This window comes from Oxobacter pfennigii, from assembly GCF_001317355.1.
In the GTDB taxonomy this organism is placed as follows: Bacteria; Bacillota; Clostridia; order Clostridiales; family Oxobacteraceae; genus Oxobacter; species Oxobacter pfennigii.
Genome location: NZ_LKET01000043.1, coordinates 1 through 23491 on the forward strand (window position 1 = coordinate 1; position 23491 = coordinate 23491).

General features: G+C 38.6%; 23 protein-coding genes, 2 tRNA genes, 1 rRNA gene and 1 riboswitch. Of the genes, 20 read left to right on the forward strand and 6 right to left on the reverse strand.

What is annotated here, in order from left to right; all coding sequences use genetic code 11:
* The first annotated feature begins 9 nt into the window (after positions 1 to 9).
* The 9 genes from rrf to OXPF_RS16280 all read left to right on the forward strand — a co-directional run bounded on the left by rrf (position 10) and on the right by OXPF_RS16280 (position 6487).
* A 5S ribosomal RNA gene (rrf, locus tag OXPF_RS16240) occupies positions 10 to 126 on the forward strand.
* A gap of 206 nt (positions 127 to 332) precedes the next feature.
* A riboswitch (cyclic di-GMP riboswitch) is annotated at positions 333 to 419 on the forward strand.
* 115 nt (positions 420 to 534) lie between these two features.
* Entirely contained in the window at positions 535 to 1623 is a 1089-nt protein-coding gene (locus tag OXPF_RS16245; protein WP_054876289.1) for an HD-GYP domain-containing protein, read from the forward strand.
* Between the two features lie 497 nt (positions 1624 to 2120).
* Positions 2121 to 3290, forward strand: coding sequence for a DEAD/DEAH box helicase (locus OXPF_RS16250; RefSeq protein ID WP_054876290.1), 1170 nt, complete (start codon positions 2121 to 2123; stop codon positions 3288 to 3290).
* A gap of 155 nt (positions 3291 to 3445) precedes the next feature.
* Positions 3446 to 4321 (forward strand): UbiA-like polyprenyltransferase, encoded by an 876-nt coding sequence (locus OXPF_RS16255; protein WP_054876291.1) that lies wholly within the window; start codon positions 3446 to 3448, stop codon positions 4319 to 4321.
* Entirely contained in the window at positions 4318 to 4917 is a 600-nt protein-coding gene (locus OXPF_RS16260; RefSeq protein ID WP_083480008.1) for a UbiX family flavin prenyltransferase, read from the forward strand. The genes OXPF_RS16255 and OXPF_RS16260 overlap by 4 nt, the downstream gene beginning before the upstream one ends.
* A gap of 105 nt (positions 4918 to 5022) precedes the next feature.
* Positions 5023 to 5098 (forward strand) — tRNA-Ala (locus tag OXPF_RS16265).
* Between the two features lie 3 nt (positions 5099 to 5101).
* A tRNA-Lys gene (locus OXPF_RS16270) sits at positions 5102 to 5177 on the forward strand.
* 112 nt (positions 5178 to 5289) lie between these two features.
* Positions 5290 to 6015, forward strand: a complete 726-nt coding sequence (locus OXPF_RS16275) for a M48 family metallopeptidase (RefSeq protein ID WP_054876293.1) — start codon at positions 5290 to 5292, stop codon at positions 6013 to 6015.
* 10 nt (positions 6016 to 6025) lie between these two features.
* Entirely contained in the window at positions 6026 to 6487 is a 462-nt protein-coding gene (locus OXPF_RS16280; protein WP_054876294.1) for a GNAT family N-acetyltransferase, read from the forward strand.
* Here OXPF_RS16280 and yqeB read toward each other — a convergent pair.
* Both yqeB and OXPF_RS16290 read right to left on the reverse strand, forming a co-directional pair.
* The gene (yqeB, locus tag OXPF_RS16285; protein ID WP_083480009.1) at positions 6484 to 7290 is read right to left on the reverse strand and encodes a selenium-dependent molybdenum cofactor biosynthesis protein YqeB; all 807 of its coding nucleotides are present in this window, start codon (positions 7288 to 7290) and stop codon (positions 6484 to 6486) included. The genes OXPF_RS16280 and yqeB overlap by 4 nt on opposite strands.
* Positions 7291 to 7390: 100 nt before the next feature.
* Positions 7391 to 8797: an aminopeptidase gene (locus OXPF_RS16290; protein WP_054876295.1), complete on the reverse strand. Its 1407-nt coding sequence runs from the start codon at positions 8795 to 8797 to the stop codon at positions 7391 to 7393.
* Between the two features lie 187 nt (positions 8798 to 8984).
* Between OXPF_RS16290 and OXPF_RS16295 the strand changes: the two genes are divergently transcribed.
* Entirely contained in the window at positions 8985 to 9881 is an 897-nt protein-coding gene (locus tag OXPF_RS16295; RefSeq protein ID WP_242854435.1) for a DMT family transporter, read from the forward strand.
* 178 nt (positions 9882 to 10059) lie between these two features.
* Complete coding sequence (locus OXPF_RS16300; protein WP_054876296.1) at positions 10060 to 10737, forward strand: bactofilin family protein; 678 nt, start codon at positions 10060 to 10062, stop codon at positions 10735 to 10737.
* A 228-nt stretch (positions 10738 to 10965) separates the two neighbouring features.
* On the opposite strand, the gene OXPF_RS16305 is transcribed toward OXPF_RS16300, so the two are convergent.
* Positions 10966 to 13386, reverse strand: coding sequence for a histidine kinase N-terminal 7TM domain-containing protein (locus OXPF_RS16305; protein ID WP_054876297.1), 2421 nt, complete (start codon positions 13384 to 13386; stop codon positions 10966 to 10968).
* Between the two features lie 416 nt (positions 13387 to 13802).
* On the opposite strand from OXPF_RS16305, the gene OXPF_RS16310 reads away from it, so the two are divergent.
* The 5 genes from OXPF_RS16310 (at position 13803) to OXPF_RS16330 (ending at position 17833) form a co-directional block, all read left to right on the forward strand.
* Positions 13803 to 14003 (forward strand): hypothetical protein, encoded by a 201-nt coding sequence (locus tag OXPF_RS16310; RefSeq protein ID WP_054876298.1) that lies wholly within the window; start codon positions 13803 to 13805, stop codon positions 14001 to 14003.
* 108 nt (positions 14004 to 14111) lie between these two features.
* Entirely contained in the window at positions 14112 to 15266 is a 1155-nt protein-coding gene (locus tag OXPF_RS16315) for an amidohydrolase (protein WP_054876299.1), read from the forward strand.
* A 24-nt stretch (positions 15267 to 15290) separates the two neighbouring features.
* Positions 15291 to 16442 (forward strand): THUMP domain-containing class I SAM-dependent RNA methyltransferase, encoded by a 1152-nt coding sequence (locus OXPF_RS16320; RefSeq protein ID WP_054876300.1) that lies wholly within the window; start codon positions 15291 to 15293, stop codon positions 16440 to 16442.
* 768 nt (positions 16443 to 17210) lie between these two features.
* Positions 17211 to 17399: an alpha/beta-type small acid-soluble spore protein gene (locus OXPF_RS16325; RefSeq protein WP_054876301.1), complete on the forward strand. Its 189-nt coding sequence runs from the start codon at positions 17211 to 17213 to the stop codon at positions 17397 to 17399.
* Between the two features lie 239 nt (positions 17400 to 17638).
* Complete coding sequence (locus OXPF_RS16330; protein WP_054876302.1) at positions 17639 to 17833, forward strand: alpha/beta-type small acid-soluble spore protein; 195 nt, start codon at positions 17639 to 17641, stop codon at positions 17831 to 17833.
* 46 nt (positions 17834 to 17879) lie between these two features.
* On the opposite strand, the gene OXPF_RS16335 is transcribed toward OXPF_RS16330, so the two are convergent.
* Positions 17880 to 18182: a hypothetical protein gene (locus OXPF_RS16335; protein WP_054876303.1), complete on the reverse strand. Its 303-nt coding sequence runs from the start codon at positions 18180 to 18182 to the stop codon at positions 17880 to 17882.
* A gap of 45 nt (positions 18183 to 18227) precedes the next feature.
* A complete protein-coding gene (lepB, locus tag OXPF_RS16340) occupies positions 18228 to 18746 on the reverse strand; it encodes a signal peptidase I (protein ID WP_054876393.1) in 519 nt (172 codons plus the stop codon).
* Between the two features lie 339 nt (positions 18747 to 19085).
* On the opposite strand from lepB, the gene OXPF_RS16345 reads away from it, so the two are divergent.
* Positions 19086 to 19610 (forward strand): hypothetical protein, encoded by a 525-nt coding sequence (locus OXPF_RS16345; protein ID WP_054876304.1) that lies wholly within the window; start codon positions 19086 to 19088, stop codon positions 19608 to 19610.
* Positions 19611 to 19636: 26 nt separating this feature from the next.
* Here the strand turns inward: OXPF_RS16345 and OXPF_RS16350 are convergent, their stop codons facing one another.
* Entirely contained in the window at positions 19637 to 20806 is a 1170-nt protein-coding gene (locus OXPF_RS16350; RefSeq protein ID WP_054876305.1) for a M20 family metallopeptidase, read from the reverse strand.
* 133 nt (positions 20807 to 20939) lie between these two features.
* Here OXPF_RS16350 and OXPF_RS16355 point away from each other — a divergent pair, with 133 nt between their 5' ends.
* From OXPF_RS16355 to OXPF_RS16365, 3 genes are all read left to right on the forward strand, one after another.
* Entirely contained in the window at positions 20940 to 21158 is a 219-nt protein-coding gene (locus tag OXPF_RS16355; protein ID WP_083480010.1) for a sigma factor G inhibitor Gin, read from the forward strand.
* Positions 21159 to 21331: 173 nt separating this feature from the next.
* The gene (locus OXPF_RS16360; RefSeq protein ID WP_083480011.1) at positions 21332 to 22783 is read left to right on the forward strand and encodes an aminotransferase class I/II-fold pyridoxal phosphate-dependent enzyme; all 1452 of its coding nucleotides are present in this window, start codon (positions 21332 to 21334) and stop codon (positions 22781 to 22783) included.
* 29 nt (positions 22784 to 22812) lie between these two features.
* On the forward strand, positions 22813 to 23484 hold the full coding sequence (locus OXPF_RS16365; protein WP_054876307.1) for a dTMP kinase: 672 nt from the start codon (positions 22813 to 22815) through the stop codon (positions 23482 to 23484).
* The last annotated feature ends 7 nt before the right edge of the window (positions 23485 to 23491 follow it).

Sequence of the window (23491 nt, forward strand, 5' to 3'; positions counted from 1 at the left end):
GTTATCATAATCGGTGGCAATAGCCCCAGGGTCACACCCGTTCCCATACCGAACACGTAGGTTAAGCCTGGGTACGCTGATGGTACTGCCATGGAAGCGTGGTGGAAGAGTAAGTCGTCGCCGGTATTATAAAGAGAAACGGTTCTCGAAAGAGGGCCGTTTCTCTTTATATGTGCAAATTCCTCGATGGATTCAAAAGAGCTTACAGCAAGATAGCTACTAAATAAAATAAAACATTGGCATAACTATTGAATTATTAATAAAATAATGTTAAAATTTTAATTAAAATAATAACTTTACATGATTTTTGCAACTTCATAATTAAATAAAGTAATTGTAAATAGCAAACTCATCGAAAGGTGGAGACGCAAAGCTACGAGTCTAAAGCAGTTTACTGCCATGACAGTCGGGTTGCCAATGCCAATTTGCATTTTTTGTTTTGCAAGCAGGTAACCGATACCTGCTTTTATTATTCCATATAGTTCAATATGATTTATTGAATATGAGCACTGATGAGTTAATGTTTTGGAGGTGATGAAGATAAGCAAACGGAAAATTTCTGTATCGGAGTGCAAAGAACAGGATATTATTGCAGAAAATATTGTAAATAAAAATGGCATAATGATGGTAGCAGAAAATACTGTGGTAAATGAAAAGATTAAAAGAAAATTGATAGAACTTCAAGTAGCTGATGTAATTGTTATTAGGGAAAATGAATCCTGGGAAGAAACAGCCCGTAATTCAGATCCGCTGCTTGAGGCCGATTTCAGCAAGTTTAAGGAAAAGTATGTTAAACGAACTAGGAACGTTAAGAAAATATTGGACAATCTGGCTGAAGGATACACTGTAACAGGTGAGACTATAAATTACATAGTAGAATCGTTTTATGAAGATATAATGAAGAACAGACGGATTATTGAATATATATGCCGTATGGAAAACATGGATCAGCAAACATATTCGCATAGTATCAATGTTTCCATATATTCAATGATGATAGGTAAGTGGATGGGACTTCCAGGGATACAAATCCGGGACTTAATGAAAGCTGGCATGCTTCATGATATAGGCAAATTGAAAATTAGTAAAGAATTACTTGAAAAGACATCATCATTAAGCCCAGAAGATTTAGAGGAATTTAAAAAGCATCCTGTCTATGGATACGAGATTGCTAAAAATATTCCTGACCTGCACACGCATATAACACAGGCAATTCTTATGCATCATGAGAGAGAGGATGGAAGCGGATATCCCATTGGCCTAAAGGGAGATAAGATCAATACATTTTCCAAAATTATTTCAATGGCCGATTTATATGATAATATGATATTTGAAGGGAATAATACTATGAATACACCCTTCGATGTCATAAGAAAGATAGAAAGAATGGGTTTTGGCTATTTTGATATTAAGGTGAGTATGGCCTTTTTATCAAATATATCAAACTGTTACATTGGCGCCAAAGTAAGATTAAGCAATGGAGATATAGGAGAGATTAGTGGTATCATTCCGACTAATATTTCTAATCCCATTGTAAAAGTAGGAGACAAGTCGATTAGTACTGCAGATGGGAAGATAAGCATTGTTGAGATTTTAGGCAAGGAAGTAAGCTTGGCACAATAAAAAATTGTGATATTAAGATATTGTAATTAGGTGTCATTTTTGGGATAAACCTATGGAAGTCATAGAAACGGTTATAACAAGCCTCGTTGCCAAATTAGATATCTTAAGAGGCAGGTTCATAAGGCCTATAATAAACCCTGCAGTATTTTGAAAGAATTGCCCGAAGAAGCTAACGACACACAAAAAAAGGAAATAGGGGACAGATCATTTCTATATACCTTATAATGCTAATAAGGAATGATCTGTCCCCTATAAACATTACTGTACTTCACCTCTGCCCTATCAACTATGTGTTCTTCATAGGGCCTGGGGGATGGTACAGACCTAGTGTATCCGTATGCTTTTCTTTTAGACACAGAGAATATGGATTTTAACTAGGGATAATAATATTTAAAAAGATAGATGAACAGCGTAAATATACTGTCATCTTTTTCTTATATTAAAATATATGAATTTACTTAAAGGAGCAGAAATACATTCTGCAAAAAGGAGATAAAATGACGAGAACATTTTATGAATTAGGCCTGGACACATTCTTAACAAAAGCCCTCGAGATGGAGAGCATTCAAAATCCAACTGCTATACAGGAAAAGGTTATACCTGCCGCTCTTGAAAATAAGGACATAATTGGACAGTCTGAGACAGGAACGGGAAAAACTCTTGCTTATCTTCTGCCTCTATTTAAAAAAATCAATACAGGCATAAGGGAAATTCAGGCCTTGATAGTAGCACCTACCCATGAACTTGCAATACAGATACAAAGGCAGATAGAAAACCTGGCTGGAAATTCCGGCATATCCGTTACATCTGCGCCCATAATAGGCAATGTAAATATAAAAAGGCAGGTAGAAAAGCTTAAAGAAAAGCCCCATATAATAGTAGGTTCTCCAGGCAGGATACTGGAGCTTATAAAGATGAAGAAAATATCTGCTCATACCATAAAAACCATAGTAATCGATGAAGCAGACAGGCTGCTGGATGATAATAATATTACCAATATAAAAGCAATCATTAAAAGCACATTGAAAGAGCGGCAGCTAATGATGTTTTCTGCAACCATGCCTAAAAGGACGATAGATGCCGCTGCTGAATTGATGAAGGATCCTGAGGTTATAAAAATCGAAGATAAGGAAAAAATTAATTCCGGCATAACCCATATGTATTTTATTGCAGAGCAAAGAGAAAAAATTGAGGTCTTAAGAAAACTGGTGCACAGTATAAATCCGGATAAGGCATTGGTATTTGTAAACAAGAGCGATGAAATTGAGATTATAACATCTAAATTGCAATACCACGGTATTAAGGCAGAAAGTATACATGGCACGTCTGTAAAGCTTGATCGGAAAAAGGCCCTGGATGATTTCAGAGCCGGCAGAATAAATCTGCTTGTAGCATCAGATATTGCAGCAAGGGGACTTGATATAAGAGGTGTTACCCATATATTCAATCTTGATCTTCCGGAAGAACCAAAGGCCTATCTTCACAGGGCAGGAAGGACGGGCAGGGCAGGAGAAAAAGGTACCAGTATATCAATAATCACCGAAAGGGAGAAAAAGTACATAGATGAATATCAAAAAAAATTTAGCCTGACTGTTGAACCAAAGGTTATTTATAAAGGCAGAATATTCGATAGCAGAAGGAGGGCAAAAAGGATTTCAAAAAAGTAACAGGAGGGTTTATAATAGATAGAGGAAAGGGGACACAACTAACGTTATGCCTCAGCGCAAAATGTCCCCATGGCTAACGAAGTTAGTGATATTAATATAATTTATCTGCCTATTAGATTTGATTGTTTAATATGATGACGGAAAGTGGGATAAACATGGTAATTAAAAAACTAAAGACATATGCTGATCTTGTGATGTTTGAACATACTTTATTTGCTCTTCCTTATGCATTGGCTGCTGTTTTTATGGCATATGACGGATTGCCTGATCTCAAGACTCTGTTTTGGGTGCTATGTGCAATGGTGGGGTCAAGAAACGGTGCAAATGCCTTAAACAGGCTGGTGGATGCTGAGATTGACGGTAAAAATAAAAGGACGGCACACAGGCACATCCCTTCGGGATTGGTTAAAAAGAAGGAAGTACTGCTACTAACGATATTTTGTTTCGCTCTTTTTGTATTTTCCGCATTTATGCTGAATCCTGTATGCGTAATGCTGCTGCCAATACCTGCAGCACTGTTTATAGTATATTCATATACCAAGAGGTTCACCTGGCTGTGCCATTTAATACTCGGCATAGCCATCGGAGGTGCACCGGTGGGTGCGTGGCTGGCTGTTACCGGGAAAGTGGATTTAAGCTTAATACCTTCGTTTATAATGGGCGCATCAGTGGCTCTTTGGATAGCGGGTTTTGATGTTATATATGCCACTCAGGACATCGAATTTGACAGGAAGAATAAAATACACTCAATACCTGCCAGATTCGGAATTGTGGGAGCATTGAGGATATCAACGGGCTTTCATGTTATATCTGTAATTTTGCTTTTGCTTCTGCCTGTGTTTGTAGACTTAGGAATAATATATTTCATAGGTATAGCGATTATAGCCATACTTCTGGCTTATGAACACAAAATAGTATCACCGAATCATCTGGAATCGGTCAAAATAGCATCTTACAGCGTAAATCAGGTAATAGGCGTTTTATTTCTCGTTTTCTCAATATCCGATGTATTATTGGGGTGGAAACTATGAAGGAATATACTATAGCCATAACGGGAGCCAGCGGCGTTGTATACGGCGTCAGACTCATTGAAAAGCTTTTGGAACTTAATAATAAAATAAATGTGATCGTCAGCAATTCAGGGAAGATAGTGCTGGAAGAAGAAATGGATTTTAAATATCAAAACGATAAAGAGCTGTTTAAAATAAATTTCCTTAGTTTTTTTAAAGATAATAATAACCTGTGTTATTATGAAATTGATGATATGATGGCACCTATTGCCAGCGGTTCTCATAAAACAGACTGCATGGTTGTAATACCATGTTCCATGTCTACATTGGCCGCTATAAATAACGGCTTGTCTAAGAACCTTTTAGAGAGAGCGGCAGATGTGACCATGAAGGAGGGACGAAAGCTGATATTGGTCCCCCGGGAGACCCCTTTTAATACAATTCATCTTAAAAATATGATGGAATTAAGCCAGTGGGGTGTTAAAATCCTCCCTGCCATGCCGGGCTTTTATAATAATCCAACTACATTGGATGATATCATAAGCTTTATAGTTGGAAAGACAATGGATTTGATGGGAATAGAAAATGATGTATATAAAAGATGGGCAGGTCAGTAAATAGACCTGGCTCGGTTTGGATATATTTTCATTAAGCATTTTCTTATATAGTAATTGACATAGGGTTAAGCGTATGATATTATATAAAAGTCGCGTCGGTCATATGGGGGTGTAGCTCAGCTGGGAGAGCACCTGCCTTGCAAGCAGGGGGTCATCGGTTCGATTCCGTTCATCTCCACCATACGAGCCACTAGCTCAGTCGGTAGAGCACATGACTTTTAATCATGGTGTCCAGGGTTCGATTCCCTGGTGGCTCACCAAAAGATCAGTACAATTATGTGCTGGTCTTTTTTATATTTGTATCATTTATGTTTGCAATATATATATCATTCTAATACAATTTTAGTATCAGCAAAGTGAGGATGAGGAGCATTGCCTATAATTAAGGTCACTAATACAGATATACCCTATGATATAGTTATAAATAAGAAACTAAAAAATTTAAGAGTCAGCATTGGAATTAATGGAGTAAAGGTGTCCATGCCATACAGCATTAATATCCCAGAAGTTGAGAAGATTCTCCTTAATAAGTCTCAGTGGTTATACAAGCATTATATAAGGTTTCAGCATATAATGCTTGATAAAGCTATGAATGAATGGAGTCCGGATTCAGGATTAATGTTCAGGGGAAAAAAATTTGAAATAACTGTAGATGGCGGGGATAAAAAGGGAGTATCTGTATATAGGTTTGATGATAGTTTTAAAATTATTATCGACAGAAACATTAAAGGCACTGAGAAAAATGAATTAATAAAGATCGCCTTTGAGAGAATGTACAAAAACATAGCTAAAGATCTGATAGAACAAAGGGTTTCATATTACAGCAGTATCATGGGCTTATCTTATAACAAAGTAACAATAAAAGACCAGAAGACCAGATGGGGCAGTTGCTCCAAAAAAGGCAATCTAAATTTTAATTACAGGCTTATTATGGCTCCTGATGAGGTGGCAGATTATGTTGTTATCCATGAGCTGTGCCATTTAAAGCATCTCAACCACTCTGAAAAGTTCTGGAATATGGTGAGAATGTATATGCCTGATTATGAACAATCGAAGAAATGGCTAAAGGATAACGGAGCTAATTTATTTGCATTTTAAGGAGGATATCATGAAAATTTTAAAGGTACATGATGATAAGAATCTTGAAGTTATAAAAGGGCTGTTTATGGAGTATGCCGAATCCCTTGGAATTGATCTTGGATTTCAGAATTTCAAAGAAGAGCTTGATAACCTCCCGGGAGGCTATGCGGCACCTGAGGGCCGTCTCATGCTGGCCTATTCAGGTGATGCTGCCACAGGATGCATTGCTCTTCGAAAAATAGATAATGTAACCTGTGAAATGAAGAGGCTGTATATAAGGCCGGAATTCAGGGGGCAGGGGTTAAGCCGAATTATGGCAGAAGAACTTATAAAAGAAGCTAAAAAGGCAGGGTACAAGTACATGAGACTTGATACTCTGCCATCAATGAATGCGGCAATAGGCCTTTATAAATCCTTAGGCTTTATAAGCATAGAGCCATACAGGTTCAATCCTATTGAGGGAGCTATGTTCTTTGAGCTGGTGCTTTAAGCAAGGGGCGTATTTTTTAGCAATATTAATATTGCCTCTAAAACACCGCCTGCAATATTTCTTCCTTTGTCGCTTATAGTATAACAATATTCACTGTCTCTTCTGGGGTCAATGTCGCCGACTTTATAATCGGAGTCTATGTATATGCCGTCTTTTATTAAACCCCGTACAATCCCGTCTATTTTGGTATAAACAGGTGTTGTATCAACCGTACATATGATGTCGCCGGACCTTACTATGTCACCTATTTCTACGTGATTTTTTATAATGCCACATTCGGGAGAGCGCAACACCCTCTCGAAAGTATAACCGCATACATCCCCGGGAACATGAGTGTTTGTTTCCGCCTTCCCGTCAAAAATTATTCTTCCTAAGTTATGGCCTCTGTTGGTTTCTATTATTGCATGGACATCTTGGCCTGCAGTAAATCCGGGGCCTAGGCCTATGACTATGGGGGCATCGTTGATGTCAGTGCTTAAGTTTTTCTTTGCCAAAATTGCATCTATAATTATGGCTGGTTTAACTTTTTTTCTAATCTCACATGATGGGTCAATAAGGACAGGAATTTTACCATTCATAAGAATGCCATGAATTCCCTCTTCCCCAGTTAACACTGAAGTCATGCCTTCCACAGTCCATTCTTTTTCATAAACACAATTTCCGAAGGATACAGATCTTCTAACCATCCTAGGTTGCTCCAGTTCCGTGATGATGACCTGAAAGCCTGACCTTTTAAGCTTATGGGCAGTTGCTGACGACAGGTCTCCGCCTCCTTTTATAATAATACAATGTTTTGAAAACACCGCATTCTTCCTCCTTAAGTATATCCCCAGACGATTTTATCTTTGTTCAAAAATTAAACCTGGAAAATTAATTCCGGGTTTAATTTTTGACTCAATTTTATTATGCTTCCAAAAGGAAGGCTTCATATGCTCTGCAGGTTTCGTATATGTCGGCCTTGCTTGCAATCTCCCAGGGAGCATGCATGTTATGAAGGGCTATTCCGCAGTCTATAACCTCCATGTTATATTCTGCCAGAATGCTTGCAATTGTTCCGCCCCCGCCGGCGTCCACCTTACCAAGTTCTGCTGTCTGCCAAGTAATATCATGTTTTTCCATTATGCTTCTTAGATGTGCTATATATTCGGGATTCGCATCATTGGAACTGACTTTACCTCTTGCGCCGGTGTATTTACTGAATACAACACCCTTTCCGAAATATGCTGCATTTCTTTTTTCCATGGGAGATGGATAATTTGGGTCAAAGGCCGCATTGACATCGGACGAGAGCATTTTTGATGAAGCCAGGGCCCTTCTTAATTTAAGCTCGCTGTAATCCCCTGTTAAACTCATTATCTCAGCTACTATGTTTTCGAAGAATTTTGAATTCATGCCGGTAGCGCCGTCACTCCCTGTTTCTTCCTTGTCAACAAAGAGGGCAACACAGGTTTTGTCGGGGTTTTTTATGGCCATCATGGCTTCAAAGGAAGTATAGGCACAAATTCTGTCATCATGGCCATAGCCCATTACCATGCTCCTGTCCAATCCATAGTCTCTCGCCTTTCCAGCAGGGACTATTTCAATTTCTGCAGAAACAAAATCCTCTTCGGTCATTCCGTATTTTTCATGTAAAAGCTCCAGTATATTACTCTTTACCCTTTCCTTTGCATCCTTGTCTGTGACAGGCATGCTGCCTATGCATATATCGAGGTCTTCGCCTTCGATTGCCTTAGAAATCTTCTTTTCCATCTGTTCAGCGGCAAGATGTATCAAAAGGTCTGATATACCCACGACCGGGTCCTTCTCATCTTCGCCTATTACTATTTCAACCAAAGATTCGTCTTTTTTTGCAACAACTCCGTGAATAGAGAGGGGAAGTGTAACCCACTGATATTTTTTAATGCCGCCGTAGTAGTGGGTATCCAGCATTGCAAGGTCATTTGACTCATACAGCGGATTTGGTTTTAAGTCCAGCCTTGGAGAGTCAATATGGGCGCCTAAAATTCTCAGGCCTTTTTCAATAGGCTCTTTTCCTATGTTGAAAAGTGCCAAAGCTTTACCTTTGTTATTATAATAGAAGCAATCGCCCTTATTTATGGGAGTACCGTTTTTTATTGCGTCTTCTATATCTTTATAGCCTTGTTTTTTTGCCAGTTCAATGAAGCCTTTTACACATTCTCTTTCAGTCTTGCATTGTGACAGAAAATCTTTATATCTGTCCGATAAAGCAAATACTTTATCTAGATCATCCTTGGTATATTTGTCCCAGGCAACCTGGTATTTTTTTTCGAGATTATTTTCCTGTGCCATAACCTTTTCCTCCTTTTTTAAATACAGTAAGATTTTATCATAAATTCCGGAATAAAGCTTAAAAAATTTTTCTTTCTTTATTCAATATACCCAATTTACGTATAATTAGTATATAATATACTTTAAGCGCTTCTGCCTGTGGACGCTGATTTAATCGAAAATACATTATAGGAGAGGTTGAAGTAAATTGGAGAATATAAATACCGGTCAAACACAAAAGGCAAGATATAAAGCCATATTTTCCCTTGTAATAGCTGCCCTCATGTGGAGCACGGGAGGAGTACTCATTAAGCTTGTAAACTGGAACCCCATTGCTATATCCGGCTTAAGAAGCGCCATTGCAGCACTTGTAATATTGTGTGTTATTAAAAAACCCAAAATATCATTTTCATTTTATCAGATTGCAGGAGCAGTTGCATATACGTCGACCCTCATTCTCTTTGTTACGGCAAATAAAATGACTACCGCTGCCAATGCCATACTTCTTCAGTACACAGCCCCCATATATGTTGCTATTTTCAGCGCATGGTTTTTAAAGGAGAAGATTACGCTTTTAGATTGGTTTACCATCTTTGCCGTCATCGGAGGAATGGTTCTTTTCTTCATGGACAGTGTGACGGCCGGAAACTTGACCGGAAACATACTGGCAATCCTAAGCGGTATCTGCTTTGCGGCATTGGCTATGCTTATGAGAAAGCAAAAAAATGAATCACCATTGGAATCTATTTTTATCGGCAACATAATGATTGCTCTGGTATCAATACCTTTTATGTTTAAGACCATGCCGGATACTAAAAGCCTTATTGGGCTCTTTATATTAGGGGTTTTTCAGATTGGCATTCCCTATATTTTCTACTCCTACGCAATAAAAAACGTAACAGCATTAGAAGCTGTGCTGATACCTGTATTAGAGCCGGTTTTAAATCCTGTATGGGTTTTTCTTGTGGTGGGAGAAATACCGGGAGTATGGTCAGTTGTAGGCGGAATTATCGTTTTATTTTTTATAACAGCCCGGTGTACAATTGTCGCTGTAAGAAGTCAAAAAAGCCGCCAACTATCAAGAGGTGGGGAAGTCTCCTGCTGAAGTTTATGATGACAATCTAGCCGCTATATGGAATTATATAATAATGGCAATCCATTTTGACAGGATTGCCCCTTTTTTGCCCTTTTTGCCTCTTTTTTGCCCCCTAAAAAACCGGAGTACTATTATAATTAATAATTAATCACCAAAAATTTTAATACCAGATAGGGAGTGTTTAATTATGAGTAATACATACTCGCCAAGGACCAGAAAATTGCATGCAGCATGGGTGAATCTTTTTTCAGGCAGATCGAAAGCCACCAAAATTTCGGAGCAGGAAATTTCACAGCCGACTTCATTGTCGAAAGAGGAAACTATTAATATTTCAAAGGTGACTGACCCGAATACGGAATCAAGTCTGACAATGACTCAGAATACGGATTCCCACGAGTATACTGTAATCTCTGTAGATACAGAAATTTATGGTTCCATAACAAGCCGGGCGGATATAATTATTATGGGTATCGTAAAAGGAAATATAACGAGTGATGAAAATGTGATAATATCGGGAACGGTGGAAGGTGATATAATTGGAGAATCTATTGTAGTACAAAACGGCAGTATTACCGGAAATGTTACAAGCAAAACTACCGTTATCGTGTCGGAGAATTCCATGATTGATGGTGACATAAAATGTGATAAATTCAGCTTAAACGGCAATATTAAAGGAGATATTCAAGCATATTCCTCAGCTATATTAGGAAATATCGCCGTCATCCAGGGTAACTTGACGGCTCAATACCTTTCAATACAGGAAGGGGCCATTGTAAACGGCGCCATCAAGGTAAGCAGAGATGAGGAGCCAACAATGGAAGATATGTTTCAGAATGGTCTTAAGAAGCCTGTTGTTTTTGTTTAAGCATCTTAGCTTAATACAACAGGTGCAGATGGCTATTTTAATTACATAGATTAAAATACGCACATTACCAGAAATTACACCATTTTATTGACAGACTCCTTTTTACTGGGTTAACTCCTCAGGGGTATTGAATGACTTGACACAGCATTACTATTATAGGCCGCTGCCGCTAAAGCGGCTTGTTTTTTGCAGCAGGTGCTTAATCTGAAGCTTATTGCAGCCTCGATCTTATCTTTCGTTTCCTAAGTCAGGCTCTTTTCCCAACCCTGCCTTCCGCGCATAAGCGATTGCCTGGCGGCGGTTTTGGAGTTGAAGTATTCTTAATATCTCGGCCATTTGGTATTTAACGGTTCTCTCGCTTATAAAAAGCTTGGACGCTACCTCCTTGTATTTGTATTCTTTCGCTATCAGCGTTAGAATTTCAATCTGTCTTTTAGATAAGTATTTTTCGGGATCAACCGTACTTGAGGCTGCCTCCTCAAGTATGTCATTTTCATTCCGTATGAGCTCATCCAAAATATGTGTAGCCAATTCTGGCGAGATTATAGCGGTATTTGAGGCCAGACTGTAAAGCTGATCAATAAACTCTTCGGTCCGAAGTCCCTTTAGTAAATATCCGGATGCCCCGTTTTGAATGGCTGTGAGAAGATCCAGCTCCTGGTCGGACATGGTCAGGATTACGATTTTAATTTCCGGTATTTCAGCCTTGATTAACCGGGTGGCGATCAGGCCGTTGCATCGGGGCATCTGAAGGTCCATAAGGATCATTTCTGGATGCAGTAAACGGGCTTTCTCCAGAGCTTCCATGCCGTCCCTTGCCGTTCCGACGACCTCAAATCCTTTGGAGCCGATTAAAGTTTGCAATCCTTCTATGAACAGAACGTGGTCATCCGCCAATAAGACTCTGATTTTAGCGTGTTTTACAGCAGCATCAACTCCAAGCCCTTCGACTTCCGCTCCTCCGCATCGATCAGCAAAGTCTGGAATGGATACTATCACCGTGGTGCCATGTCCTAGCGCAGTGTTTATTCGGATTTCTCCGCTGATTTGCTGTGTGCGCTCACGCATCACTTCAAGGCCGAAAGAAAATTCTCCGGTAGTAAGCTTTTCGGGGTCAAACCCCACTCCGTCGTCAGCCACTGAAATCAAGATTTGCCGGTCTTTTTTCTCAAAAGAAACTGTTGCTTTGCTGGCCTGGGCATGTTTGCGCACATTATTGAGAGCTTCCTTTATAATTCGGAAAAGCTGAACTTTTGCAGGAAGATCCAGTTCATTCTCAGTAAGGTTATCCGGATTTTTCATGTCAACCTGTATTTGAAAGTTATGCTCAAAGTGGATCAGATATTGTTGTAAGGCAGCAAAAAAACCTTCTTTGAAAAATAAAGTGGTTTTAACTTCGTAAATAAACTCTCTGACCTCAGTGTTAGCTTCCATGATAACCTGGGACAAACAGTCAAGGCTGCGGCCAATTGCCTCAAACTGGCCTGCTTTGAGCATATCCCTCATGGTCTGTATTTGGATGTTGGTGTAACCTAAGACCTGTCCCAAGCTATCATGGAGTTCCCGGGCCAATCGCTCTCTTTCCTGTAAAACAAGTAAAGCCCGTTGCTGCTCAATTACCTGAGCTTCAACTGCTTTATTGACGGTGATGTCCTGTACGACTACTATGTAACCTGCTGCTTTACAGCCGTCACTTAAACCTGAGAAGTAGGCTTCATAATGCCGTCCATTTCGGGAGAACTCACAGTAACTGACGGACTTATCCCGGATAGCTGCGGTCAGCTCTGACCAGCTCGGCAAAGCCTTTTCAAAGACAAGGCCGGCCGCTTTGGACGATCTCAAACCGAAAAACGCTTCCGCCGCTGAGTTTAAGTCCATGATCCGATTGTGGTCGTCCAGGATCAACACTGCGCTGGTCATTTTTTCCATGACCGCATTACGGGGAACCGGAACGGCCTCCTGAGCCTGAAAACTAAATGCCAGGCCGGTGAGGACTGCGGCAATACCGATCACGACAGGTGTGAGATCATAATAAGCGAACATTGAACCTTGTGTGAATATACTTAAAAAAATAAAAATCAAAACAGCAGCAGTCGTGGCAGCTATGGTAAAACCTTGTATCGGGTGCAAAAGCTCTCGGTTTAGGGCTGCCTTAACCTGAACGGCTATCACGGCAAGGAGCAAAATACTACAGTAGGCGGTAATTATCCAATACCAGGGGCCGCAAATAAAGTATAATAACGGATACTCACCTGACATATCCAGCCACATCTGGCGATAGATCAGACCGTGATAGGAATTGGTAAGATTGAGAATATCAGTAATTATGGGTATAATAAGGAGTAACGATGGCTGACGCCGGGTGAACAGATTTTTTTTGCCCGCTACCCTCAAAGCCCATAACAACCAAATAACCGGTACCTTAAATCCCACGAAGTCATTGGAGGCGAGGTACCAAAAAGCCGCTGTTTTGATATCAGCTCCAGATATTTGAAGCGCATATCCGAGGCACCAAAAAATCACCATGGCCTGAGTGGCGATCCATAGTCGGCCGGCAACCCTCCTATATGTCGTATATGCCACAACTAGAAGCAGTACAGTTGCTGTGCCAATATAAACCCACATATGGGGGTTGTATTGAAAATGCATGTATGATCCTCCTTCCGCCTGATTTATTTAGCAGTCAGTATTCAATAAGTTGCATCATACAAATTACCAAGGAGTGTGCGGGGCGTTTTTATGCCTGCCAGTAGTCGAAAAAACGGTATGACATTCCGGACAAGATTTTCTGTGCCAACTCTGTTGATTTAAACAGTTTTAGCAGTTAACGAAGCTCATATGCATGTCTTCGCTATGTATTATAGCATATGCTGCGGTATGTGACCATTTTTTATCTTCAAATCGCCCTCTATCGGCAAAAAAGATAAAATGTCTTGGCTTTGTCGTTTTTTTAACTCAAATTTTGGACATCTTGAAAAATATACTTGGCAAAATATGCTGATTTGTATATCATTTCTTTTTTTTAGCAATAATAAAAACAACTATTGATTAGGGGAGTTGTTTTTATGGATTTCAACGAATATCAGGTAATGGAAGATAAGGTATGTGATATAGAGCGGCAAATAAAAAACCTGATAGGATATTATAGTCAGTTTAAGGGCGTAATGGCTACTCAGCAAGAAATAGAAGTTTTAAATAAAATTGAACAACTGGAAGGACAGTTAAAAGAAGTAATTATATGTTTAAACTCATATGAAATTTTTTAAGTCCTGCTTTCTTTTTATGAAGAAGGCAGGTTTGATTTTTTACATATATTTTATAATGAATTTGCATGGTAGCTTTCATATCACAATGTTTCATAATGAGGTGATTTTATGGAGTCCTTGCTTTTAAAAAATTGTTTGTTAACGGATGATAATGATGATATATTTATTAAAAATATATTTATTGAAAATGGAAAAATAAAAGAAATCACTGATAAAGAGCTTACGGAAGAGAAAAATACTGAAGTAGTGGATATAAAAGAAAATCACGTCCTTCCAGGGCTCATTGACTGTCACACCCACTTAGGAATTATCGAAGAGGGAACAGGCAAAATAGGCATTGATAATAATGAGACTTCTGAACCTGTTACACCTCATTTAAGAGGCATAGATGCCATAAATCCACTGGATATGGCATTTCATGACGCTGTTAAAGCCGGTATAACCTGTGTTATGAGCGGTCCCGGCAGCAACAATGTTGTAGGCGGTCAAAATGTTGCCATAAAAACCTCAGGTTCTATAATCGATGAAATGATAGTCAAAAATCCGGTAGGGTTAAAGATAGCCTTTGGGGAAAACCCCATGAATACTTACGGTGCCGACAGCAAATGCCCTGTGACGAGGATGGGCACAGCAGCACTTATAAGAGAGCTTTTTATGAGAACACAGGATTATATGGAGCTGAAGGAAAGAGGTAAAATAAAAGAGAGAAATATAAGGCTGGAGGCGGTTATTCCCCTTTTAAAAAATAAAATATCCCTTCGTGCCCATGCCCACAGGGCGGATGATATTGTAACCGCCGTGAGGATAGCCGATGAATTCAACATTAAAAAGCTGGTTATAGAGCATGGTACCGAAGCTCATCTTGTAAAGGAGTATTTAAGGGATAGAAACATTCCGGTTGCTTTTGGCCCCATACTCACACCCAGAATAAAGATGGAGCTTAAGAGAAGAAAATATAATGCATCACTTGAACTATTGGACTGCGGCGTCAAGGTGGCGCTGATAACGGACCACCCTTACAATTCCATAGAGCAATTAAGGATGGTGGCTATTCTTGCGGTATCCGAAGGGCTGTCCCAGAGGATGGCAATTAGGTGCATCACAGGACATCCGGCGGAAATACTTGAATGCCAGCATAAAATAGGAAATATTAAAAAAGGGTATGACGCGGATATTGCAGTCTTTGACGGCAATCCAATGGATATAAATTCTAAAGTTGTAATGACCATAATAAACGGAAGGATAGTATACAATAAATTATAAATTACTTAGATTTGGAGAGGTATTATGAAGCAGTTTGAATTAATTGCAACTTCAGCCTTTGGACTGGAATCAGTCCTCGCAGAGGAGATTAAAAAATTAGGCTACGAGGATATAAAGGTTGAAAACGGGAGGGTGGAGTTTAAAGGCGATGAGGGGGCAATTGCAAGATGCAACCTGTGGCTTAGAACCGCCGACAGAGTTTTAATCAAGGTTGGAGAATTTGAAGCCTTAAGCTTTGAAGAACTATTTGAAAAAACAAAAGCCCTAACCTGGCCGGATTACATACCCGTTAATGCAAATTTCCCTGTAGCTAAGGCCAAGTCTGTAAAATCAAAGCTTTTCAGCCTGTCGGATTCCCAGGCTATTGTAAAAAAAGCCGTGGTTGAGAGTATGAAGAAAAAGTATAATAGGGAGTGGTTTGAAGAGACTGGCCCAATGTATTCCATACAAGTATCAATATTAAAGGATGTTGCAACCCTCACTATAGATACAAGCGGAGTGGCATTGCATAAAAGAGGATACAGAAAGCTAAACAACGAGGCTCCCATAAAGGAAACTCTGGCGGCAGGAATGGTGCTTTTAAGCAGGTGGAAATCAGACAGGCAGCTTATAGACCCGATGTGCGGTTCAGCTACCATACCCATTGAAGCAGCCATGATAGGACTTAACATGGCTCCCGGAAGCAGACGTAATTTCGAATGTGAAAACTGGCCTATTATACAAAGTGGGGTATGGAAAACCGCCAGAGAGGAAGCCATGGATCTCTTTAATTATGAATCGGAGTTTAAGATTTTAGGATCTGATATAGACGGGCAAGTTTTAAGAAATGCCCGGCACAATGTGGATCATTTCGGGCTTTCAGATTACATTTATTTTCAAAAGCTTTCGGTTTCAGAATTAAAATCCAGCAAAAAATATGGTTACATAATAAGCAATCCTCCTTATGGAGAAAGACTGGGGGAGAAAAGGGAAGTAGAGGAATTATATAAGACTATGGGCAGGGTATTTAATAATCTGGAGGATTGGTCGTATTATATTCTAACAGCTCATTCTGATTTTCAAAAATTATTTGGCAAAAAAGCAGATAAAAACAGGAAGCTATATAATGGCAGGCTGCTCTGCTATTATTATCAATACTTCGGCGCAAGGCCGCCCAAACAGAAAAGTCCTGATTAAGTTCTAATGTAATTAAGTTAAGGCCAAATCCGTGCTTTAAAAAATACCCCTGACTATTTTCGAAAAATAGTCAGGGGTATTTTTTATCTGTTCATTTGTGAGTAATTATTAAGAGTTATTTGTTTTATCAGTGAAAGCTGTTATAATCTTTGTGGGAATTACAAATAGGAATTTGATGCAAAAAGTATTTGTATTTTCCTTCGTACAAAATACAAATAAACAAAGATACAAGTAGATTTCGCAGAAATCACATTGGCTATAACAAAATAGAGATGTGTAAGGCATTGCACAGGTTATTGCAGATGTATTTGAAAATTACTTTAGTTCATCTGATAGTCAAAAAATATAAATTCTAAATTGCTGATCAAGGTATGTGAATAGTAGGCCACCGTCGCATAAAAAGTAATCAGCAGACAGCGGATAATTACTGCCTACCGATACATATCACCCAGCTTCCCCACGGTTTAGAAAATGTCCCTATGACACCGTAGGGAAGTTCAGGTTTTTTTGTTTACCGTCAGCTACAAATTTATTTATTATTATTGAAAAAATTTTACTGTTTTTCATAAAGAATGGCTTATTTACTTGAATATATGGAATTTTATAAAAATACCCTACTAATACAAAATATACAGGCTATATTAATTCTAATACGGCACATAATACTATTACAATAACAAATTCGTTATTGTTTAGTTCAAAGGTTGAACCTCCTTGAACACAGTTTCGACAGCTTTGATTACATACTTTGAAGGGAGGTGAAATATAATGCCAGACTTAAATAGTACTGAACGTAGAGGCGTTGGAAAGCAGTTCACCCAGGAAACAGCCAACGAAGTAGGAGTACAGCTTAGCGATTACAATCCTGACTTAAGGTCAAGAGACGCTGGTAAAGTTGGTGGAAGAATAACTCAGAAGCTTGTTAGCGCAGGTAAGAATCAGATGGGCATTAAATAGTTGAGATTTAAATAAATTAAAAGGTAGGTTATATAACCTACCTTTTAATTTTAAATTCTGATGCTGTAAAAATATAGAATAAGTATAAATAATCAGCATATTTTGCATTCATATATAGTTTTGTAACTAAGACACTGTACTTCAAATATATACAGGATATAATTATCTTATATGTGGGTAATATAATATCACAAGGGGTTGAAGCTCCTTGAAAAATTAAAAATCCGGGAGGGAATTGTATGCCAGCAAACAGCAATTTATATGTATCAGACCGTAGAGGAGTTGGGAAGCAGTTCACCCAAGAAACAGCCAATGAAGTAGGAGTTCATATTGGGGACTATAATCCTGACATTACAGCAAGGGACGCAGGACGTGTAGGCGGCAGAATAACTCAGAAACTTGTCAGCGCCGGCAAAAATACACTGGGACTATAAAAATTAAATAAATAATAAAAGGGTAGGTTTAATGCCTACCCTTTTATTATTTATTTAATTTTCTTTTAGCATGTCCGTCATAATAATCCTTGTAAGCCATCAAAATGAAATCCTCATCCATGTATTCAAAAGGCTCTTCTTTTAAAATATGTTCAATTATTTTAATCAAAGCCAAGTCCTTGATGCTCTTTTTTCTTTTTGCCCTTATTTCAAATAAAGCTTCAGCAGCGTCAAGAAGGGTCTTGAATTCATAATCCTCTACTTCATCCAATATTTCAGCCTTTTTCAAATCAAGATCGGCTTTGCTGTATTTTTCTGCTTGCTGTGCCATGCGTTCAAGTTCGTCCACGTTAATTCCCCCATAAATTTTTAATTTAATATAAAAAAGCTTTTATTAATGAAGTGTTTGTATTCTGTTAAAAGGATAAACAATTATCCATGCTTTTCCTACAATATCCTTTTCAGATATATAAGGCATCTTCCAGAATCTGCTGTCTAATGACTCAGCCCTGTTATCACCTAAGAACAAATAGCAGTCTTCCGGAACTTCAAAATTACCGGGAGTATTATCTTTTCTTACTACGTAAGGCTCATCAATTTTTTCGCCGTTAATATGCAATAATCCTTCTTCATCAATTACAATTTTATCACCCGGAAGGCCGATAAGCCTTTTGACCAGCAACATATTAAGCTCCTTTGAATTAAAAAGCACTATATCTCCTCTTTGAAGCTTGCCTTTATTATAGACTCTGGTGACAAAAATATGATCTCCTTCCATTATGGCTGGGTGCATGGAGGAAGAAGGAATCTTTGATTTAAAAAAAAGAAACTTGTTTATAAGAACTGCTATAACAAGAGCCAGGATAATGGGATAAATCCATTCCTTAAAAAACTTTTTTACTGTATCATTCATAGTTATCACCTTATGCTTAGGTTTTAATTGTGCATAATCCTTTTCTTTAAAATACATGTTATATAATTTGCTACTATCCATAATACATTATTTTATTAATTAATGGAATATATATAAATTTCTTGCAGTGCAAAGCTTGAGCAAACAACAGCAGTAAGTCGAAATATCGCACCTTGCAAAGAGCGGTAAGTATACATAACATTAAACGTTTAATTCATGATTTTTAAAGAAAAATTGGCTCTTTTAAGCTGTAGTATATAGTCATGGAGGATTGTATAATTTATTGGGAGGAGGGAGAAAGAAATCAATAATATTCTCTAAAATTGAGAAGGAGTCATTATGGGTATTATTTATAAAGAAATGGTCAGTTATAAAAAGGCTTCATTTTTAAAAATTATTTTATTGTTAATCTTCTTTTTACTCACTTTCAACCTTATGGTAAACAGCGCTCATTACAGCAGCAGATATAATGTAGCTATAGAAATCTTCGTTTTATTCGGAAGTGCTGTTGCAATTGCTATGATGTCGGTGTCTTATAATTTATTTTATAAGAGCAGGTTAAGCTACACATACAAGCTTATTGACAGAGAGCTTATATTCGAGAGAAAAGTCGGTAGCGGCAATAAAAAGGTTATATTAGGCGTTGACATGAAGCATGCTGAATTTTTTGTATATTCAGCACAAGGGGATAAAATCAAGGATATAGACAGAGTTTTTAATTTTGTCTGCGGTAATTCAAGGAAAGATACAAGCTGTCTCATTGCATTCCATAAGGACAAAAAGATAAAGGTATTCTTTAAGCCCAGTCCGGGACTTATTTTGAAACTTGAAAATATCAATAAATTAAAATGTGCAAACAATTAAATTTTGCATAAAAATACTCGGAAAACTTAAGGCTTCCGAGTATTTTTATGCAATGAAAATTCCTCTTTCATCTCATTTAGCAATTCTTTATTTGTTATCAAATCATATCCTGTCAATGCCAGGGCGCAAGCCGCCTTAACCATATTTTCAAGAGCAAATTCAGATTGGGTGGCTTCTGCAAATTCCCTGGTATGAGCGGATATGTCCTCTTTTGATATCTGTATATAAGGATGAATTGCAGGAACTCTTTGGCTTACGTTTCCCATATCAATAGAGCCGGTGCTGGTTTGAGGCCCGTGAATATCTATTATTCCGCTTTCTTTGAGATTGTGGCAGAATATCCTGGACAGAGTATGGTTGGTAATCATATTATCATATGAGAACTCATAATTTCTTATGGTAAGCTGTGTTCCCGTTCCTATAGATGCACCTTTAGCACAGTTTTTTACTCTTTCGGTTATTTCATTTAATGAAGCCCTATCAAGGCTTCTGACATAAAATTTTGCTACGGCTCTGTCAGGCACGATATTAGGCGCTATTCCGCCTTCGGAAATTATGCCATGAATGCGTACATCCGATGGTATATGCTGTCTTAGGGCGTTAATCATATTAAAGGTCTCAATACACGCATTGAGAGCGTTAATGCCGTATTCTGGGCTGGCGGCAGCATGGGCACTCTTGCCCGTAAAGGTGAATTCCAGGGCATCCATGGCCAGGGATACACCGCTCTCTGAAGTTTTGGATGAAGGATGCACCATTAATGCGGCATCGATATCCTTAAAAACATTTTTTTCTACCATGGTAACTTTGGAGCCGTCGGATTCTTCGCCGGGAGTTCCAAGTACAACTACTTTTCCGCCTATATCGTTTATAACCTTGCTTAATCCTATTGCTGCTGTCATGCTGCAGGCCCCTATAAGGTTATGCCCGCAGCCGTGACCAAGTCCTGGCAGTGAATCATATTCGCATAGATAAGCTATTGCGGGTTCCCCCTGGCCATATACTGCGATAAATTCCGTCCCCAAGCCCAGAAAATTTTTGGTTACTTTAAAGCCGTGCTTTTCTAAAGCTTCTGACAGTACACTCATGGCTTTATATTCCTTGTATGCTGTTTCGGGATTGTCATAGAGATATTTGCTTATTTTAGATATTTCATCACTCATGGATTCTATGCAGCTAATAATCTGCTGTCTCATTAAATCAACTCCTCTAGGTTATTTTGTTACGGAAATTGTTATATATTCAAAAAATAAAATTATATGAACAGGCTCTTTTAAGCATCATCGGGAATAAAATAGTATAAAAGGGTCAATAATCATTGATATAATTATGATTGAGGCTGGTGGTTTAATGGATATCCCCATGGAATGCATATTCTGCAAAAAGAGTTCCGGAACGGGAATCAATATTCTCGGTGAATTTATATGCATTGATTGTGAAGAAACCCTGGTTAATACCGATATAAACGATGAAAACTATGAAATTTATAGAGAATTGATAAAAAAGAACATATACGGTGAAATTTTCTTGAAGGAACCATCCAAATAATTCCGGCTGACAGCCGGAATTATTTTTTATGAGTACGCCCAATATAGGCACAATCTAACGTATATATCTGAATTTTATCGCTGGACGAATTATAGCATTATTTTTGGTAATATTAAAGGGAAAAGATAATTTCTAGTAGAATAATAATAAAAGTTAAAACTGGAGGAATTGCTTTGATAAACAAGACACCGCTTTACGATGGGATAATGGAATATATAAAGGAAGGAAATACATCCTTCCATATGCCCGGGCATAAAAACGGCAGGAGCATATTAAGGATTAATGAAAGAGCGGACTTTAAAAATAATATTTTATATTTGGACCAGACTGAAATTCCAGGGCTGGATAATCTGCATCTCCCCGAAGGCATAATAAAAGAAGCTCAGGAGCTGGCAGCCCGTGCGTTTAGATCGGATTATACTTACTTTCTCGTCAACGGTACTACCTGCGGAGTATATTCAATGATACTGGGAGTAACCAATCACGGAGATAAGATCATCGTCCCGAGGAACAGCCATCGGGCTGTGGTAGGAGCCATGATTATAGGAGGATTATGGCCTGTTTATTATGAACCTGATGTGGACCTTGAAAAAGGCATAGCAGTTTCAGTGTCGCCTCTGAAAATAGAGGAAGCAATAAGAGAAAATCCTGAGGCAAAGGCAGTGCTGGTCACAAACCCCACATTTTATGGCACCTGTTCGGATATAGAGGCAATAGCAGAGCTGGTTCACAGGAACAACATGGTATTGCTGGTTGATGAAGCCCATGGCGCTCATTTGCCCTTTAGCAGGAAGCTCCCCTTGAATGCCATGGATGCGGGAGCTGATTGCGCTGCCCAAAGTGCTCATAAAACTCTTTCATCCTTTACTCAAAGCTCTATGCTCCATGTCAGAAAGGGCAGGGTGGATGTTGAAAAGATTGAGTTTATGCTAAGGCTTACCCAGACTACCAGCCCTTCCTATATATTGATGGCAAGCTTGGACATTGCACGATATCAGATGGAAGAGTACGGAGAGGAATTATATGAAGAGCTTCTGAGTACATTGGACGTCTTCAGGGAAAGGGTAAATACCATATCTGATATATACTGTTTCGGAAGGGAAATAATAGGCCAGCACGGTATTGTGGATTTTGACCCTACAAAGGTGACTATAAATTTTAAAAATTTCGGAATGCAAGGAACCAGAATAGCTGATATACTTAGAAAAGAATATAAGATTCAAATGGAATTGAGCGATTTGTATAACATACTGGCAATGGCTACAATAGGTGATGAAAAGGGAGACTATGAAAAATTATATGATGCCTTGTGTGACATTTCCAATAAATATAAAAGTGAAAGGGAGATAAGGGATATACCTCTTATTGACTGGAAGATGCCTTATCAGGCTTTAAGTCCCAGAGAGGCGATATATGAGCCCATGGAGATGATAGATTTTGAAATGAGCGACGGAAGGATAAGCGCCGAAATTATCGCTCCCTATCCTCCGGGAATTCCCGTCATTCTTCCGGGTGAAATCATTACAAGGGATATTATTGAAAATATAATAAAGACCAAGGAAGCAGGAATAAAGATAAACGGTCCCCGTGACCAGCGGCTGGATAAAATAGCCGTTATAAAATAAAAATTAAAGCGTATTGGGAAGGATATGAAATGGAAGGAAAGTTAATCATCATTGAAGGGTCGGACAGCAGTGGTAAAGCTACCCAGGCCGCTAAGCTTTTTGAAAGATTGAGAAATGAAGGACATGTAATTAAAAAAGTAGAGTTCCCCAATTATAACAGCCCTTCCTCAACTTTGGTTAAAATGTATTTAGGGGGCAGTTTCGGCAAAAATCCTGCAGATGTGGACCCCTACATCGCATCAAGCTTTTATGCAGTTGACAGGTATGCTTCGTATAAGACTGAGTGGGAGCGTTTTTACAAAGGCGGAGGTATAATAATCTCTGACCGGTATACCACGTCAAATATGCTGCATCAGGCTGCCAAGCTTAAGAGGGATGAGAAGGATAAATATTTAAACTGGCTGTGGGATTATGAGTTCAATATGTACAAACTTCCCATTCCCAATTGTGTGATATTTTTGAATATGCCTCCTGAATTCAGCCAAAAGCTTATGGAGGAGAGAGCAAATAAGATTACAGGGAAAAAAGAGAAGGACATACATGAGAGCCATAAAGGATATTTAGCCGATTCGTATAATAATGCCTTGTACGTATCAGAGAAATACAGCTGGGAGAAAGTAGACTGCGTAAGGGATAATAATATAAGAACCATTGACGAAATACACGATGATGTTTATAGTATTGTGAAGAAATATATATGAAAGGATA

Excerpts from the sequence above, each read along its gene's own strand:
- OXPF_RS16330 (WP_054876302.1), top strand. The coding sequence starts at position 17,639 with ATGCCAGCAAACAGCAATTTATATGTATCAGACCGTAGAGGAGTTGGG.
- OXPF_RS16365 (WP_054876307.1), top strand. The coding sequence starts at position 22,813 with ATGGAAGGAAAGTTAATCATCATTGAAGGGTCGGACAGCAGTGGTAAA.
- OXPF_RS16315 (WP_054876299.1), top strand. The coding sequence starts at position 14,112 with ATGGAGTCCTTGCTTTTAAAAAATTGTTTGTTAACGGATGATAATGAT.
- OXPF_RS16280 (WP_054876294.1), top strand. The coding sequence starts at position 6,026 with ATGAAAATTTTAAAGGTACATGATGATAAGAATCTTGAAGTTATAAAA.
- lepB (WP_054876393.1), bottom strand. The coding sequence starts at position 18,746 with ATGAATGATACAGTAAAAAAGTTTTTTAAGGAATGGATTTATCCCATT.
- OXPF_RS16300 (WP_054876296.1), top strand. The coding sequence starts at position 10,060 with ATGAGTAATACATACTCGCCAAGGACCAGAAAATTGCATGCAGCATGG.
- OXPF_RS16290 (WP_054876295.1), bottom strand. The coding sequence starts at position 8,797 with ATGGCACAGGAAAATAATCTCGAAAAAAAATACCAGGTTGCCTGGGAC.
- OXPF_RS16305 (WP_054876297.1), bottom strand. The coding sequence starts at position 13,386 with ATGCATTTTCAATACAACCCCCATATGTGGGTTTATATTGGCACAGCA.
- OXPF_RS16345 (WP_054876304.1), top strand. The coding sequence starts at position 19,086 with ATGGGTATTATTTATAAAGAAATGGTCAGTTATAAAAAGGCTTCATTT.
- OXPF_RS16355 (WP_083480010.1), top strand. The coding sequence starts at position 20,940 with ATGATTGAGGCTGGTGGTTTAATGGATATCCCCATGGAATGCATATTC.
- OXPF_RS16325 (WP_054876301.1), top strand. The coding sequence starts at position 17,211 with ATGCCAGACTTAAATAGTACTGAACGTAGAGGCGTTGGAAAGCAGTTC.
- OXPF_RS16310 (WP_054876298.1), top strand. The coding sequence starts at position 13,803 with ATGGATTTCAACGAATATCAGGTAATGGAAGATAAGGTATGTGATATA.
- OXPF_RS16245 (WP_054876289.1), top strand. The coding sequence starts at position 535 with ATGAAGATAAGCAAACGGAAAATTTCTGTATCGGAGTGCAAAGAACAG.
- OXPF_RS16255 (WP_054876291.1), top strand. The coding sequence starts at position 3,446 with ATGGTAATTAAAAAACTAAAGACATATGCTGATCTTGTGATGTTTGAA.
- OXPF_RS16320 (WP_054876300.1), top strand. The coding sequence starts at position 15,291 with ATGAAGCAGTTTGAATTAATTGCAACTTCAGCCTTTGGACTGGAATCA.
- OXPF_RS16260 (WP_083480008.1), top strand. The coding sequence starts at position 4,318 with ATGAAGGAATATACTATAGCCATAACGGGAGCCAGCGGCGTTGTATAC.
- OXPF_RS16350 (WP_054876305.1), bottom strand. The coding sequence starts at position 20,806 with ATGAGACAGCAGATTATTAGCTGCATAGAATCCATGAGTGATGAAATA.
- OXPF_RS16250 (WP_054876290.1), top strand. The coding sequence starts at position 2,121 with ATGACGAGAACATTTTATGAATTAGGCCTGGACACATTCTTAACAAAA.